Here is a 13,314-nt window from a genome sequence, read left to right on the forward strand (position 1 = left end):
AGTGAAACGATGCATCGCCGATGGTAGTGTGGGGCTTCCCCATGTGAGAGTAGGTCATCGTCAAGATTCATTTCGCAAAACCCCTATCTGCGTGAGCAGGTAGGGGTTTTGTCTTTTGGGTCCCTGAAATAAACGCCTATACAAATCGCGTCGCTGCCCTGGCTCCGTCAGCCACGCGCCAGCTCTGCCAGGTGTGCGGTCGCCTCTTCACTCTTGAGGACCAACACGTCCCCTTCCAAGGCGTCGAGAACCACTTCCGAAGTATTGCCAATCAAAGCACCGGAAATGCCTGTGCGGGCCACAGTACCCATGACGGTCACCACCGCATCGAGCTGTTTTTCGGTGTAAGGAATAAGAACGTCTGCCGGGCCTTCGGCAATGTGCAAGTGATCATCAGAAATACCGAATTCGGCCTGAAAGGCCGTGCAGGCTTCGCGATATCGCTGCTCGATGGTTTCGGAGAGCTGGTAAGTCGGGTCAGACGCCGAAAGCATGGGAGAAGGGTGGGCGGCGATGACGTGCAGGTCACCCTTGGCCAGGCCGGCAATCGCATAGCCATGGTCGATGATGCTGGCATGTAGACGCCTGTGGTCTTCATCGTTGTTGCCTACGTCCACTGCGGCAAGAATCGCGCCTCCCGTCCAGGGCCGCTCGTTCTTCACCATTAGGACTGCACAGGGGCAATACCGCAGAAGTTTCCAATCGCTAGGGGTCAGCAGTGCCTTGCGCAGTGGATTGTCTGGCCGGTGCTCCTTGATGACCAGTTCGCAACCTTCGGCCTGCTGCACCTCGATGATGGATTCATGCAGGCTTTCATGCCAGGTCTGTTCATGGGTGATGTTGTCATACCCGTCATCGTGTAGCTGACTGCTCAGCAGGCTGAGTAGGGCACTGTGGTCCTGGCGCTTGTCACACATTAGCAAGTGCATGCGTGCGCCTGTCACCCCGGCGATGAGCTTGGCGCGTGTCAAGGCGCGACTGTGGGCGTGTTCGGGGTCTAGGACGACGAGTATGCTGCGGACGGCTTGCATGGGCATTAACTCCCTTGGTAGGTGGCGGCCAATGGCTGACTATAGTCAGCATCCCGCGCAGTGCCGCTTGATATGTATCAGCATAGTCGCTGGCGATCAGCGCCACCGCCGGTATAATCGCCAATCCTGCCGTTGGCCTGTCGTTGTGAGCTTATGTCCCTGATTCCTGAAATCGATGCCTTCCTGGGCTGTCCTACCCCCGACGCTTGGATCGAAGCGGCGCTCGCCGACCAGGAAACCTTGTTGATCGATCACAAAAACTGCGAGTTCAAGGCCGCCAGTACCGCGCTGAGCCTGATCGCCAAGTACAACACCCATCTTGACTTGATCAACATGATGTCGCGCCTGGCCCGTGAGGAGTTGGTGCATCATGAGCAAGTCCTGCGCCTGATGAAGCGTCGTGGTGTTCCGTTGCGACCGGTGTCGGCGGGGCGTTATGCGTCCGGTCTGCGGCGCCTGGTGCGGGCTCACGAACCTGTCAAGCTGGTCGATACGCTGGTGGTCGGTGCTTTCATCGAGGCCCGCAGTTGCGAGCGTTTCGCAGCGTTGGTACCGCACCTGGACGAAGAACTCGGGACCTTCTATCACGGCCTGCTCAAGAGCGAAGCGCGCCATTACCAAGGCTACCTCAAGTTGGCCCACCAATATGGCGAGGCCACTGACATCGCCCGGGTCGTAGAACAGGTGCGTGAAGCCGAGGCGGAACTGATCAGTTCGCCAGATCAGGAACTGCGCTTCCACAGCGGTATCCCAATGGCCATGGCGGCCTGAGCGGTCCGGTGATCGGGCGAGTCAGCGTCGCTGGCCCAACACAAGGCCGATCACCAGCCCCACACCCGCAGAGATTGCCACCGTCTGCCATGGGTGTCCGCCCATATAGTGCTCGGCAGCTTCTATCGCAGGCTGTGCCTTGCCTCGCAGGGTATCCGCGGCCTGGCGTGCTTGGCGCAGCTTGAGGGCGACCTGTGCCCGTAACGTATCGGCCTCGTCCCCCACCAGCGCAGCACTGTCTTGGAGCAGACGCTCCGATTCTTCGATCAAGGCCTGCAGTTCGCTGAAAACCTGGTCCTTGATTTGTTCGTTGTCGCTGTGCGCGGCGATTTTCCTGGCCATGAATGTGTCCTCGATCGTAGGGGGTTGAGCAATGGATGCCGCGCCGTGCGGAAAGTTGCCGCGGCGTAACGGTTGCTCGCCGCTACAGTGTAAGATAGCGGCCATTTTCAAGCGGTAGGTAATCCCATGAGTTTCAATCTGGCCAACAGAAGCTTCGAGGAACGGGCACAGATCGAGGCAGAGAAGGCCCGGCTGTTCGAACATTGGCAGAACAACCTCGGCAAGGCTAAGGGCGAGGCTGCGCGGTTGATCGGTGAGAAGCCACGGCGCAAGAGCAAATGGGCGGAATGGGTTCGCGCCGAACTCGATGGCATGTCGCCCCCTGAGTTCGCCAACATGGTGCGCAGCGAAGTCAACAAGATGATGGCCGCGGCCAGCAGCAATCGCTGAGCCACACCGCCTGCGCGATCACCAGGTCGCGCTACCGACAGTGGGCGGGTCGAGCTTGCCCTTGTCGGTGAAGCGCACGGTCCCTAAGGGGCCGCCAGCCATCTTGCCCTGCAGCACGTAGGGCAACCCTTGCAGTGAGCCCAGCCTTCCCAAACCATAGGCTTGGCGCACCATCGCAAAGGCCGTGACGCTCATGGGCACGACGATGACCGCTTCGTCGTAGCGGCCAATGTGCCCCTTCTGATCGCTGACCCCGGCAGCCAGGGGCTGGCCGTTGACCTCAAGCTTGAGCGCAATGCCGTTGAAATCGACAGGCGCCTCGTTGGGATTTTGCACACGGATTTTCACTGCCATGCGCAATTCAAGCTCCGCGGACGGCAGTGGTTCGATCCCGACGACGCTGATGTTCAATGGATCACGCGCCTGGAACAGGGCGCAGGCATTGAGGGTGAAGGCCAACAGGGCAATCAGCCAGAATCGGAGGCGGCGAGTGGTCATGGCAATGGCCTTGGCGTAACGGTCAAGCCCGCAGTGTGGCAAAAGGGTGCAGGCGTTGAAAGACCCTCTGTACAGAGTCCTCCGAAAGACTCAGGCGAAGGCCTCCCGCAGGTCTTCGGCAAAGGCTTGCTGCGCCTCACCCGGTGCTTGTGCACGATGCCGGGCGAGGGTAAAGAGCACGCTGAAATCCAGGCCCGGATCCAACGCCCGTAGCAGCCCGCGCGTCTCCCAGGGCGCGGCGCAATGGAGGGGCAGGTAGCCGATGTGGCGCCCCGAAAGGATGAACGTCAAGGCACTGTCGATCTGCTCGGCCAAGGCAGAGCTGCGTCGGCTCTGGAAGGGCTCACCCGCTTTGAGGAAGCGGTAGGGGTGGCGGACCTGGTCAGCTTCGAGCAACTCCTCCGCCGACACCTGCATAACTGCGAACAACGGGTGTCCCTGACCGCAATACAGCCGTTGGGTTTCGTTGAACAGCGGCTGGTAATCGAACGCAGCCTGGCTACCGGAGAAGTAGCTGATGGCGTAGTCCAGGCGCTGCTCGAGAAGCAGCCGCTCGAGCTCAGCCGGCGGCGCGCTGATCAACTCCAGTTGCACCGACTCCTCGCGTTGGCGAAAGCGTGCGATGGCATTGGCCAGACGAAGCGTGACGCTGGCGTCCTGGTTCTCGGCCATGCCGATGCGTACAGACCCCAGCAGCCGTCCGCCTACACCATTGGCCTGCTGACGGAACTGCTCGATCTGGACCAGCAACTCCCGGGTAGCCTTGAGCAGCAACTCGCCTTTTTCGGTCAGGCGAAATCCACCCTTGCCACGACTGCACAGGCGGTATCCCAGGCGGGTTTCGAGGCGCCCCATCTGCTGACTGATGCTGGGCTGGCTCAGGCCCAGCACGCCTTGGGCGGCACTGAAGCCGCCGGCCTCGACTACAGTGACGAACAGCCTCAGCAGGTGCAGGTCTGGGTCGTGCAGTTGTCCGAGCATTACATCACTCCTGGTGAATGTCAGCTTTGCAAACTTGCGATTTTTTCAATGTAACCCGGCTGGCATGCTGACGGCATCCACTCATTTGCCGAGGTGTTCGCCATGCGTCGATCGCTGTGTCTGCTGTCCCTGGTCCTGGCTTTGCCGCTCCAGGCCGAAGAGAAGGTCGTCAACCTCTACAGCTGGGCCGACTATGTCGCGGAGTCGACGCTCAAGCGATTCGAGCAGCAGACCGGTTACAAGGTGCGCTATGACACCTTCGACACGCCCGAAGTACTGGAGACCAAACTGCTCACCGGCGGTAGCGGCTATGACGTGGTGGTGCCTTCATCCACGGTTCTGGCCAGGGCCCTCAAGGCCAATGCGTTGCAGCCCTTGCAGGCCCAGGAAATGCCCGGGTACAGCAACCTCGACCCGGATATGCTGGCCAAGCTGGCCGAGACCGATCCCGGCAATCGCTATGCGGTGCCCTACACCTGGGGCACCCTGGGGTTGGGTGTGAATGTCGAGGCGGTGCGAGAACGTCTGGGGGACGTACCGCTGGACAGCCTTGATCTGCTGTTCAAACCCGAATACGCCAGTCGCCTCAAAGGCTGTGGCATCGCCTTGCCCGACTCGCCTCAGGAAGTGATCGGGGTAACCCTCAATTACCTGGGCAAAGACCCATACAGCCAGAGCAAGGCCGATCTGGATGCCGCTCAGGCTTTGCTACGTCAGTTGCAGCCCTCGGTGAGCTACGTGGCCAACGGCCGGCAGATCAATGACCTGGCCAACGGCAGCGTATGCCTGGCGTTGACCTACAACGGCGATGCGGCGATGGCTGCTGACCAGGCGCGTCGTGCCGGCAAGGCCTTCGAAGTGATCTACCGCATCCCGCGCGAGGGAACGTTGGTCTGGCAGGATAATTTGGTCATCCCCAAGGACGCCCCGCACCCGGAGGCTGCTCGCGCCTTCATCGCCTTCATGCTGCGTCCTGAATCCGTGGCCGAACTGACCAACACGCTGTTCTTTGCCAATGCCAACCGGGCTGCCACGCCACTGGTGGACGATGCCGTGCGCAACGACCCGGACATCTACCCATCCGCCGAGGTCCGCCAGCGTTTGTATGGCGACCGCGGCATGGCGCTGTCCGACTTGCGCCAGCGCAATCGGATGTGGACTGCGTTTCGCAGCCGTCAGTAACGAACAATGACAACCAGGAGCTTGACCGTGGAACACGCCCATAACAATGACCAGGCCATGACCCGCGATAGCCTTTACGGCACTGCCGCGGAAAGCACCTACGCCGGCATTACCAGTTTTTCTCGGCGCCGCTATAGCCGTGACCTGCGCGGCGTCGATGTGGTGGTCAGCGGTGTGCCGTTCGATACCGCCACCAGCAACCGTCCTGGCGCCCGCTTCGGGCCGCGGGCCATCCGCGCCGCCTCGGTGCAGCAGGCCTGGGCCAGACATTGGCCGTGGACGTTCGACCCCTTCGATCATCTGGCGGTGATCGACTATGGCGATTGCGCTTTCGACAGTGGTACACCCGAGTCGGTCCCGGCCAGCATCGAGGCCCATGCCAGGCAGATCCTCGACGCTGGGTGCGCCATGTTGACCCTCGGGGGCGATCATTTCATCAGTTACCCGCTGCTCAAGGCCCATGCCGAGCGCCACGGAGCTTTGGCGCTGATCCACTTCGACGCGCACAGCGATACCTGGCCGGACGAGGAGGGCAAGCGTATCGATCATGGCACCATGTTCTGGCACGCAGCCCGTGAGGGGCTGGTAGACCCCTCCTGTTCCGTGCAGATCGGTTTGCGCACCACCAATGACGACACCCAGGGTTTTGCCATCCTCGACGCGCGCCAGGTGCACCGTCAGGGCACCGAGGCTGTGATCGCGGCGATCCGCCAGCGGGTGGGAGATCGACCGGTGTATCTCACGTTCGACATCGACTGCCTCGATCCTGCGTTCGCACCTGGCACGGGTACGCCGGTCTGTGGCGGCCTGAGCACGGTGCAGGCGCTGGAGATCCTGGGCGGGCTGCGCGGCATCAACTTGGTGGGGATGGACATGGTGGAAGTGGCGCCGGCTTATGACCACGCTGACATCACCGCCTTGGCTGGCGCCACGCTGGCCATGGAGATGCTTTGCCTGTATGCCGCTCGGCACAAGGTCGACGCCAAGGTTTGAGCAGCTCGATCAAGGCCGCTCGCGCCATTGAGCGATGAGTGGTTCTTGTGTCGCGAAAGCCCAGCGGGGCAATCCCCTGGGCTCATACTGAAACATCAGGAAACCTCTCTCCCTGGATTCGCACTTTTGCCGCGAACCTGTCGCGTCTTAGGCTATCCAACGCTTTAGCGCGCGGTTGCGTATAGGAGGTGGAGCATGAATCCCACGATATCCGCTCTGGTTATCGGCCTTTCGCTGAGTCTGCCACTGTCGGCCGCACCGTTCCCCGAACCGTTGCTCATTGCCGCCGACCGCAACAATCCCTACAACAGCCCGATCCAGCGCGCCAACCCCAATAGTCGCCAAGGCAGCATGCAGGCCACACCTCCGGTCCGCGGGCCGTCCACTCAGCCGATCATCCGGCCTCCAACGCTGGACAACCGTGGCATAGGCAATGGCGATAACCTGCGGCGCGAGCAGCAAAGCCCGAACCTGGAACCTACTCGGCCGCCGCGTGATAACCAACGCGCGCCCTGAGCCCCACTGGAAGGAACCGAGCATGAACCGTAGAACCTGGCTGGCCACCTTCGCCCTGATACCCCTGTTGGCCCAAGCGGCCCCTGAACAGCGCTTGCCCAGCGAGGAGGGGCAACTGACGGTCAGCACGATTGCCGAAGGTTTGCGCAACCCCTGGGCCTTGGCCTTTTTGCCAGGCGGCCAGGGCATGCTGGTGACCGAGCGCTCCGGCAACCTGCGCGTGGTCAGTGCCGAGGGCAAGGTCGGTCCGCCACTGAGCGGTGTGCCTGTGGTCTGGGCCCAGGGGCAAGGCGGACTGCTTGATGTGGTGCTGTCCCCCGAGTTCACCAAGGACCGCACGATATACCTCTCCTATGCCGAGCAAGGCGCCGACGGCAAGGCCGGTACCGCGGTCGGTCGTGGGCAGCTGTCCCAGGATCTCGCCCGGTTGGAGCATTTCACGGTGATCTTCCGCCAGCAGCCGAAGCTCTCTGAAGGCATCCACTTCGGCTCACGCCTGGTATTCGACCGTGACGGCTATCTCTTTATCGCGTTGGGTGAGAACAACCAGCGTGCCACTGCTCAGGACTTGGATAAACTCCAAGGGAAGATCGTACGTATCCTCCCGGATGGCGAAATTCCCAAGGACAACCCTTTCGTCGGTCAGGCCAATGTGCGGCCCGAAATTTGGTCCTTTGGCCATCGCAACCAGCAGGGTGCCGCGCTCAACCCTTGGACTGGCAAGCTCTGGACTCACGAGCACGGGCCCCGGGGCGGTGACGAGATCAACATCCCTGAGCCCGGCAAGAACTACGGCTGGCCTATCGCGACCCATGGAATCAACTACTCGCTGTTACCGATCCCCGAAGCCAAGGGCCAGCACGTGGAGGGCACCCAGCCCCCCCATCATGTCTGGGAAAAGTCGCCCGCCATCAGCGGCATGGCGTTCTATGACAGCCCGACCTTCAAGGCCTGGGACCACAACCTGTTCATCGGTGCCCTGGCTACCCAGGAGCTGATTCGCTTGCAGCTCAAGGGTGACAAGATCGTGCATGAGGAGCGCCTGCTGGGTGAGCTCAAGGCGCGCATCCGAGACGTGCGGGTCGGGCCGGATGGTTATCTGTACGTGTTGACCGATGCGAAGGACGGGGCGCTGCTCAAGGTGGGATTGAGCGAAGACTGACGGGCGTTTGCCCCCAGCAAGCCCGAATGCGTAGGATGCGTTCTTTTATCGAGCGTCAGGGCATGTCCTTCGATCCGCAAACCCTTTATCGCCAGGCTATCGACGAGCATGGGTTCGTCCATGACGGCGCCCAGGCTCTGGCAGTGGACGCGCTCCAGGCGTGTTTCGAGGCGCTGCGATTGGGTAAGCCCACTTTGGGCGTGTACCTCTGGGGCCCGGTCGGGCGAGGCAAGACCTGGCTGATGGATCAGTTCCACCGCAGTCTGCAGGTCCCGTCCCGACGCCAGCATTTCCACCACTTCATGGCCTGGGTGCACCAACGGCTGTTCCAGCTCAATGGCACCCGTGACCCCTTGCAGGCTTTGGCCAAGGCCCTGGCGACCGAGATACGCGTGTTGTGCTTCGATGAGCTGTTCGTCAGCGACATTGGCGACGCAATCATCCTGGGTCGCCTGTTTCAGACCCTGTTCGACCAGGGGGTGATGATCGTCGCCACCTCAAACCAGCCTCCGGAGCAGCTCTACCGAGACGGTTTCAACCGTGAGCGCTTCTTGCCGGCGATCGCCGCCATCGGGCGGCACATGCGTGTGCTGAACGTGGCGGGCGAGCAGGATCATCGCCTGCATCCAGGCGCCCTTCGACAACGCTATTGGGTCGCTGAACCCGGGCGGCCCACGGCCCTGGGGGCTGTGTTCGGTCAACTGAGCCAGGACGGTCCTGCCACTGACCAGCCGTTGTCGATCGGTTCGCGGCAAATCCGCGTGATTCGTCGCAGCGAGCGGACGATCTGGTGCCATTTCAGCGAAGTGTGCGAGCAACCCTTGTCGGCGCTGGAGTTCATGGGGTTGTGCGACCGCTTTTCGGCGATTCTGGTCCAAGGCATCCCGGCATTGGGCGGTGCCCAGCGGGCGGGACGCATTGCACGTGGCACCGAAGATGGGGCCCAGCGAGTGGTGGCCGGAGACCGCGACTTGCCGACGCTGGCACCCAAGGATGACAGCGTGCGTCGCTTCATCGCCCTGGTCGACGAGTGCTACGACCGTCGGGTCGCCTTGTACCTGGAAGCCGAAGTCCCGCTCGAAGCGCTCTACACTCAAGGGTATCTGGCGTTCCCGTACCAGCGGACCCTGAGCCGGCTACGGGAGATGCAACTGCAACGCTTCGCCTGAAGGAGTCGACCATGGAGCCGCTGTCGCATCACCTGCTGACCCAGGCCTACAACAATGGCTGGGCTAACCACCGCCTGTACAAGGCATGCCTGCAACTGACCCAGGACGAGTTCGTCGCCCCTCGTTGCAGCTTTTTTCCTTCGATCAAGGCCACGCTCAACCACCTCCTGACGGTGGACTGGTTCTACCTGCATGCGCTGGAGTGCGAGCAGCGCGGGGAGGCACCGGACCCGGACGGCGAGCGATTTTTCGAGCCCGAGCAGCCTTTTGCCACCTGTGCAGACCTGCATGCCGAGCAGGCCCAGGCCGACCACCGGCTGATTGCCTATTGCCAGCTTCTGCGCGATGACCAATTGCAACGTTATGTGAGCATCGTGCGTCCGGATCGCCTGCAGCGTGAACAGCGCCTGCGCTTGCTGTCGCACCTGTTCGAGCATCAAATCCATCATCGTGGCCAGGTGCACGCCATGCTCAGTGATACGACGGTGCGTCCGCCTCAGCTGGACGAGTTCTTCTGTGAAGAGGAGGCTTGCCTTCGGGCCGATGACTTCGCCGAGTTGGGATGGACCGAGGCGTTGGTCTGGGGACGCTCGTAAGGGCGGCGGTTCTCCTGCGAGACTGCTCTTGCAAGGCTCAACGTCGGACTACGGTCAGCGTCCGTGCATCCAGCCCAGGGTGATCATCGCCAGTACCAGGTAGCGCCCGCCCTTGGCCAAGGTCACCAGCAGCACGAAGCGCCAGAACGGTTCACGCATGATGCCGGCGATCAAGGTCAATGGGTCGCCGATCACCGGCATCCAGCTCAGCAGCAGCGACCATTGCCCCCAGCGCCGGTAACGCTGCTGGGCGCGCTCCAGCTGATGGGCACTGAAGGGGAACCAACGTCGATCGCGCAGGTGCTCGATGGCCCGCCCCAACAGCCAGTTGACGATCGAGCCCAGCACGTTGCCGAGGGTGGCCACCAGCAGTAACGTCGCCCAGGCTTCGGGTTGGCGCAGCAGCAACCCCACCAGCACCGCCTCCGATTGCAGTGGCAGCAAGGTGGCGGCACCGAAGGCGCTGAGAAACAGCGCCCAGAGACTGAGCATCAATAGTTGGCCAGCACTTCGTCCTTGCCTTCCTGGGTCAGGCCGATGACCTGGTAGGCGTCCTTGTGGTCACCCATCTCCATGCCGGGCGAGCCCATGGGCATGCCCGGCACGGCGATGCCCTTGAGGTCATTGCGCTTGGCGAGCAGGCGGATCTGTTCGGCCGGCACATGACCTTCGACGAACTTGCCGTTGATCACTCCGGTATGGCAGGACGCAAGACGTGGGGCTACGCCCAGGCGCTGCTTGACCTCGCTCATGTTCGGCTCGACGTGATCGTTGACCGTGAAGCCATTTTCCCGCAGGTGGCTGATCCATTCCTTGCAGCAGCCGCAATTGGGGTCGCGGTAGACGTCGATGGTCTCGGCGGCCTGGGCCAGGCCGGCAATCGCCAGCAGGCCGAGGGAGAACAGGTGTTTGCGCAGCATGGTGATAGTCCTCTAGATACGCAGGCAGATACTGGCGTCTGGATGGGCCGCTTGCATGTCCGCGATGTGCTGGGACACGCGCGAACAGCGTGTCTGGAAGGGCGGCCCGTAACCCTGAATTGACCCGCAGCATAGCGTAACCGGCCTTCTGGCGCAGCGCAGTCGGTTGCCACCTGTACCGGCGGCCTGCACGATGTTCGCCTTCGCCAGCTGTCAGCGGCCTGAACGCAGCATTACAGATCTGTCAGGCGCTTGTGCTCCAATTCCAGGTCGCGCATCAGCAACCCGTATTCCAGAGAGACTTGTTCGGGAATGGGCAGGTAAACCACATGGCCATCGCCTGGCGCCACCTGGATGGTCTGTTGATGGCGGTCGCGCAGGTGATTCAAGTCGAAGTGATAGTTGCCCCGCGGGGTCATCAGTTCCAGGTGATCGCCCACGGCAAAACGGTTCTTCACCTTGACCTCGGCCAGACCCTCCACCCGTGCGCCGGTCAGTTCGCCCACGAACTGCTGGCGCTCGGAGACCGAGTTGCCGCGTTGGTAGTTCTGGTACTCATCGTGCACATGGCGTCGCAGGAAGCCTTCGGTGTAGCCCCGTTGGGCGAGGGACTCCAGATTGCCCATCAAGCCGCGATCGAAGGGCCGTCCGGCCACGGCATCGTCGATGGCCTGACGGTAGGACTGGACGGCGCGGGCGCAGTAGAAGTGCGACTTGGTCCGGCCTTCGATCTTCAGCGAATGCACACCCATTCGGGTGAGCCGCTCCACGTGCTGGATGGCGCGCAGGTCCTTGGCATTCATGATGTAGGTGCCATGTTCGTCTTCGAAGGCTGGCATTTCTTCGCCTGGGCGGTTGCTTTCCTGAAGCAGGAACGCCTGCTCGGTCGGCGCGCCGATGCCCAGGGTCGGCTCGACCTGCTGGACGATTTCACCGGTGGCGTTCTCTGTGGCTGGGGTGGCTTGGTATTTCCAGCGGCAGGCATTGGTGCAGGTGCCCTGGTTGGCGTCTCGACGGTTCAGGTAGCCAGACAGCAGGCAGCGACCGGAGTAGGCCATGCACAGGGCACCGTGGACGAACACTTCCAGCTCCATGTCGGGCACGTGCTGGCGGATTTCCTCGATCTCTTCGAGCGACAACTCGCGCGAGAGAATCACCCGGCTAAGGCCGAGCTGCTTCCAGAACTCGACACTGGCCCAATTCACCGTGTTGGCCTGCACCGAGAGGTGGATCGGCATCTGCGGGAAGTGCTGGCGAACCAGCATGATCAAGCCCGGGTCGGACATGATCAGGGCGTCGGGCGCCATCTCGATGACCGGGGCGAGGTCCTTGATGAAGGTCTTGAGCTTGGCATTGTGCGGCGCAATGTTGACCACCACGTAGAAGCGCTTGCCCAAGGCATGCGCCTCGCGGATACCCAGCGCCAGGTTGGCGTGGTCGAACTCGTTGTTGCGCACGCGCAGGCTGTAGCGCGGCTGGCCAGCATAGACCGCATCGGCACCGTAGGCGAAGGCGTAGCGCAGGGTCTTGAGGGTGCCGGCGGGAGCCAGCAGTTCGGGCTTGGCGGGAGGGGTCATGTGCGCACCGGGGCAAAGGCGCGGATGCTAAAGCCAGCACGTCGATGCGACATTGATCTGGATCAACGGCACTTTTGCCCAAGCGGCGGGCACTAAAGGGATGACCCCCGCGAGAAAACTCCATGAACCAGACCGCACTGCAGAACAAGGCCCTGACTGTCCTCCTGGCGTTGGTGACCATCGCCTTCCTGTGGATCTTGCTGCCGTTCTACGGTGCGGTGTTCTGGGCAGTGATCCTTGCCATCCTGTTCTCCCCGTTGCAGCGTGACCTGATGCTGCGCTTGGGAGGACGGCGCAACCTGGCGGCAGCCTTGACGTTGCTGGTGTGCCTGCTGATCGCCATCTTGCCGGTGATCATCATTGGTACCTTGCTGGTGCAGGAGGGCGCTAGCCTGTATCAGCGCATCGAGAAGGGCGAGCTGGATATCGCCGGTCATCTGGAAGGTTTCAAGTCATTGTTGCCGGCCTTCGTCCAGAACGCCTTGGAGCGCCTGGGCATGGGCGATCTGGAAGGGCTGCGGGACAAGATCACCAAGTGGGCCACGCAAGGCAGCCAGTTCCTGGCGGGCCAGGCGTTCAGCTTTGGTCAGGGTACGTTCGATTTTCTGGTGAGTTTCGGCATCATGCTGTACCTGTTGTTTTTCTTCCTGCGAGAAGGCGGCGAGCTGGCGCGCAAGGTACGGCTGGCCGTGCCGCTTCCCGAGCAGCAAAAGCGTCGCCTGCAATTGAAGTTCAGCCGTGTGGTACGTGCCACGGTCAAGGGCAATCTGCTGGTGGCCATTACCCAGGGGGCGCTGGGTGGTCTTATCTTCTGGGTGCTGGGCATTCCCAGTGCGTTGGTCTGGGGCGTGTTGATGGCGTTTCTGTCGTTGTTGCCAGCGGTGGGGGCGGGCATTGTCTGGGCGCCGGTGGCGGTCTATTTCCTGGCCACCGGCGCAATACTGCCGGGTATTGTGTTGATCGCTTTTGGGGTACTGGTGATTGGCCTGGTGGACAACCTGCTGCGCCCGATCCTGGTGGGCAAGGACACCAAGATGCCCGACTACCTGATCCTGATTTCCACCTTGGGCGGCCTGGCGGTGTTCGGCCTCAACGGATTCGTCATCGGTCCGCTGATCGCCGCGCTATTCATGTCCAGCTGGGCGATCTTCACGAGTCGGTTGCAGGTACAGTTGCCGTCATGACC

At 61.9% G+C, this 13,314-nt stretch carries 16 protein-coding genes; 9 read left to right on the plus strand and 7 right to left on the minus strand.

Annotated elements, in window-relative coordinates:
* Window positions 1–167: 167 nt before the first annotated feature.
* Window positions 168–1,031 (minus strand): universal stress protein, encoded by an 864-nt coding sequence (locus tag BLS27_RS15570; protein WP_043209095.1) that lies wholly within the window; start codon window positions 1,029–1,031, stop codon window positions 168–170.
* Window positions 1,032–1,184: 153 nt separating this feature from the next.
* Between BLS27_RS15570 and BLS27_RS15575 the strand changes: the two genes are divergently transcribed.
* Window positions 1,185–1,802, plus strand: coding sequence for a MiaE family protein (locus tag BLS27_RS15575; RefSeq protein WP_090345534.1), 618 nt, complete (start codon window positions 1,185–1,187; stop codon window positions 1,800–1,802).
* Between the two features lie 21 nt (window positions 1,803–1,823).
* On the opposite strand, the gene BLS27_RS15580 is transcribed toward BLS27_RS15575, so the two are convergent.
* Entirely contained in the window at window positions 1,824–2,144 is a 321-nt protein-coding gene (locus tag BLS27_RS15580) for an ElaB/YgaM/YqjD family protein (RefSeq protein ID WP_070571826.1), read from the minus strand.
* A gap of 126 nt (window positions 2,145–2,270) precedes the next feature.
* Here BLS27_RS15580 and BLS27_RS15585 point away from each other — a divergent pair, with 126 nt between their 5' ends.
* Window positions 2,271–2,534, plus strand: a complete 264-nt coding sequence (locus BLS27_RS15585) for a hypothetical protein (protein WP_043209099.1) — start codon at window positions 2,271–2,273, stop codon at window positions 2,532–2,534.
* A gap of 18 nt (window positions 2,535–2,552) precedes the next feature.
* Here BLS27_RS15585 and BLS27_RS15590 read toward each other — a convergent pair whose 3' ends face one another.
* Together BLS27_RS15590 and BLS27_RS15595 are read right to left on the minus strand one after the other, a co-directional pair.
* Window positions 2,553–3,032, minus strand: coding sequence for an LEA/WHy family protein (locus tag BLS27_RS15590; RefSeq protein WP_090345536.1), 480 nt, complete (start codon window positions 3,030–3,032; stop codon window positions 2,553–2,555).
* 90 nt (window positions 3,033–3,122) lie between these two features.
* A complete protein-coding gene (locus BLS27_RS15595; RefSeq protein ID WP_090345538.1) occupies window positions 3,123–4,013 on the minus strand; it encodes a LysR family transcriptional regulator in 891 nt (296 codons plus the stop codon).
* Window positions 4,014–4,115: 102 nt separating this feature from the next.
* Between BLS27_RS15595 and BLS27_RS15600 the strand changes: the two genes are divergently transcribed.
* The 6 genes from BLS27_RS15600 (at window position 4,116) to BLS27_RS15625 (ending at window position 9,631) form a co-directional block, all read left to right on the plus strand.
* On the plus strand, window positions 4,116–5,195 hold the full coding sequence (locus BLS27_RS15600; protein ID WP_043209106.1) for an extracellular solute-binding protein: 1,080 nt from the start codon (window positions 4,116–4,118) through the stop codon (window positions 5,193–5,195).
* Window positions 5,196–5,222: 27 nt separating this feature from the next.
* Window positions 5,223–6,188, plus strand: coding sequence for an agmatinase (gene speB / locus BLS27_RS15605; RefSeq protein WP_090345540.1), 966 nt, complete (start codon window positions 5,223–5,225; stop codon window positions 6,186–6,188).
* A 195-nt stretch (window positions 6,189–6,383) separates the two neighbouring features.
* Window positions 6,384–6,704, plus strand: coding sequence for a hypothetical protein (locus BLS27_RS15610; protein WP_043209110.1), 321 nt, complete (start codon window positions 6,384–6,386; stop codon window positions 6,702–6,704).
* 22 nt (window positions 6,705–6,726) lie between these two features.
* Window positions 6,727–7,866 carry a PQQ-dependent sugar dehydrogenase gene (locus tag BLS27_RS15615; protein ID WP_090345542.1) on the plus strand — a complete coding sequence of 380 codons (1,140 nt, stop codon included), beginning with the start codon at window positions 6,727–6,729 and terminating at the stop codon, window positions 7,864–7,866.
* A gap of 62 nt (window positions 7,867–7,928) precedes the next feature.
* Window positions 7,929–9,035, plus strand: coding sequence for a cell division protein ZapE (gene zapE / locus BLS27_RS15620; protein WP_090345544.1), 1,107 nt, complete (start codon window positions 7,929–7,931; stop codon window positions 9,033–9,035).
* 11 nt (window positions 9,036–9,046) lie between these two features.
* A complete protein-coding gene (locus BLS27_RS15625) occupies window positions 9,047–9,631 on the plus strand; it encodes a DinB family protein (protein WP_043209118.1) in 585 nt (194 codons plus the stop codon).
* A 54-nt stretch (window positions 9,632–9,685) separates the two neighbouring features.
* Here BLS27_RS15625 and BLS27_RS15630 read toward each other — a convergent pair whose 3' ends face one another.
* From BLS27_RS15630 to trhP, 3 genes are all read right to left on the minus strand, one after another.
* Window positions 9,686–10,123 carry a YqaA family protein gene (locus BLS27_RS15630; RefSeq protein ID WP_043209121.1) on the minus strand — a complete coding sequence of 146 codons (438 nt, stop codon included), beginning with the start codon at window positions 10,121–10,123 and terminating at the stop codon, window positions 9,686–9,688.
* Entirely contained in the window at window positions 10,123–10,551 is a 429-nt protein-coding gene (locus BLS27_RS15635) for a DUF411 domain-containing protein (RefSeq protein WP_043209122.1), read from the minus strand. Before BLS27_RS15635 ends, BLS27_RS15630 begins: the two co-directional genes overlap by 1 nt.
* A 233-nt stretch (window positions 10,552–10,784) precedes the next feature.
* A complete protein-coding gene (gene trhP / locus BLS27_RS15640) occupies window positions 10,785–12,128 on the minus strand; it encodes a prephenate-dependent tRNA uridine(34) hydroxylase TrhP (protein ID WP_070571833.1) in 1,344 nt (447 codons plus the stop codon).
* Between the two features lie 122 nt (window positions 12,129–12,250).
* Between trhP and BLS27_RS15645 the strand changes: the two genes are divergently transcribed.
* Entirely contained in the window at window positions 12,251–13,312 is a 1,062-nt protein-coding gene (locus BLS27_RS15645) for an AI-2E family transporter (RefSeq protein ID WP_090345546.1), read from the plus strand.
* Window positions 13,313–13,314: the final 2 nt, after the last annotated feature.

Origin of the sequence: Pseudomonas guariconensis, from assembly GCF_900102675.1 — a bacterium.
GTDB classification, from domain to species: Bacteria; Pseudomonadota; Gammaproteobacteria; order Pseudomonadales; family Pseudomonadaceae; genus Aquipseudomonas; species Aquipseudomonas guariconensis.

What these genes read in the sequence shown, in the direction of transcription:
- BLS27_RS15570 (WP_043209095.1), bottom strand. Translation starts at nt 1,031, where the DNA reads ATGCAAGCCGTCCGCAGCATACTCGTCGTCCTAGACCCCGAACACGCC.
- BLS27_RS15575 (WP_090345534.1), top strand. Translation starts at nt 1,185, where the DNA reads ATGTCCCTGATTCCTGAAATCGATGCCTTCCTGGGCTGTCCTACCCCC.
- BLS27_RS15580 (WP_070571826.1), bottom strand. Translation starts at nt 2,144, where the DNA reads ATGGCCAGGAAAATCGCCGCGCACAGCGACAACGAACAAATCAAGGAC.
- BLS27_RS15585 (WP_043209099.1), top strand. Translation starts at nt 2,271, where the DNA reads ATGAGTTTCAATCTGGCCAACAGAAGCTTCGAGGAACGGGCACAGATC.
- BLS27_RS15590 (WP_090345536.1), bottom strand. Translation starts at nt 3,032, where the DNA reads ATGACCACTCGCCGCCTCCGATTCTGGCTGATTGCCCTGTTGGCCTTC.
- BLS27_RS15595 (WP_090345538.1), bottom strand. Translation starts at nt 4,013, where the DNA reads ATGCTCGGACAACTGCACGACCCAGACCTGCACCTGCTGAGGCTGTTC.
- BLS27_RS15600 (WP_043209106.1), top strand. Translation starts at nt 4,116, where the DNA reads ATGCGTCGATCGCTGTGTCTGCTGTCCCTGGTCCTGGCTTTGCCGCTC.
- BLS27_RS15610 (WP_043209110.1), top strand. Translation starts at nt 6,384, where the DNA reads ATGAATCCCACGATATCCGCTCTGGTTATCGGCCTTTCGCTGAGTCTG.
- BLS27_RS15615 (WP_090345542.1), top strand. Translation starts at nt 6,727, where the DNA reads ATGAACCGTAGAACCTGGCTGGCCACCTTCGCCCTGATACCCCTGTTG.
- zapE (WP_090345544.1), top strand. Translation starts at nt 7,929, where the DNA reads ATGTCCTTCGATCCGCAAACCCTTTATCGCCAGGCTATCGACGAGCAT.
- BLS27_RS15625 (WP_043209118.1), top strand. Translation starts at nt 9,047, where the DNA reads ATGGAGCCGCTGTCGCATCACCTGCTGACCCAGGCCTACAACAATGGC.
- BLS27_RS15630 (WP_043209121.1), bottom strand. Translation starts at nt 10,123, where the DNA reads ATGCTCAGTCTCTGGGCGCTGTTTCTCAGCGCCTTCGGTGCCGCCACC.
- BLS27_RS15635 (WP_043209122.1), bottom strand. Translation starts at nt 10,551, where the DNA reads ATGCTGCGCAAACACCTGTTCTCCCTCGGCCTGCTGGCGATTGCCGGC.
- trhP (WP_070571833.1), bottom strand. Translation starts at nt 12,128, where the DNA reads ATGACCCCTCCCGCCAAGCCCGAACTGCTGGCTCCCGCCGGCACCCTC.
- BLS27_RS15645 (WP_090345546.1), top strand. Translation starts at nt 12,251, where the DNA reads ATGAACCAGACCGCACTGCAGAACAAGGCCCTGACTGTCCTCCTGGCG.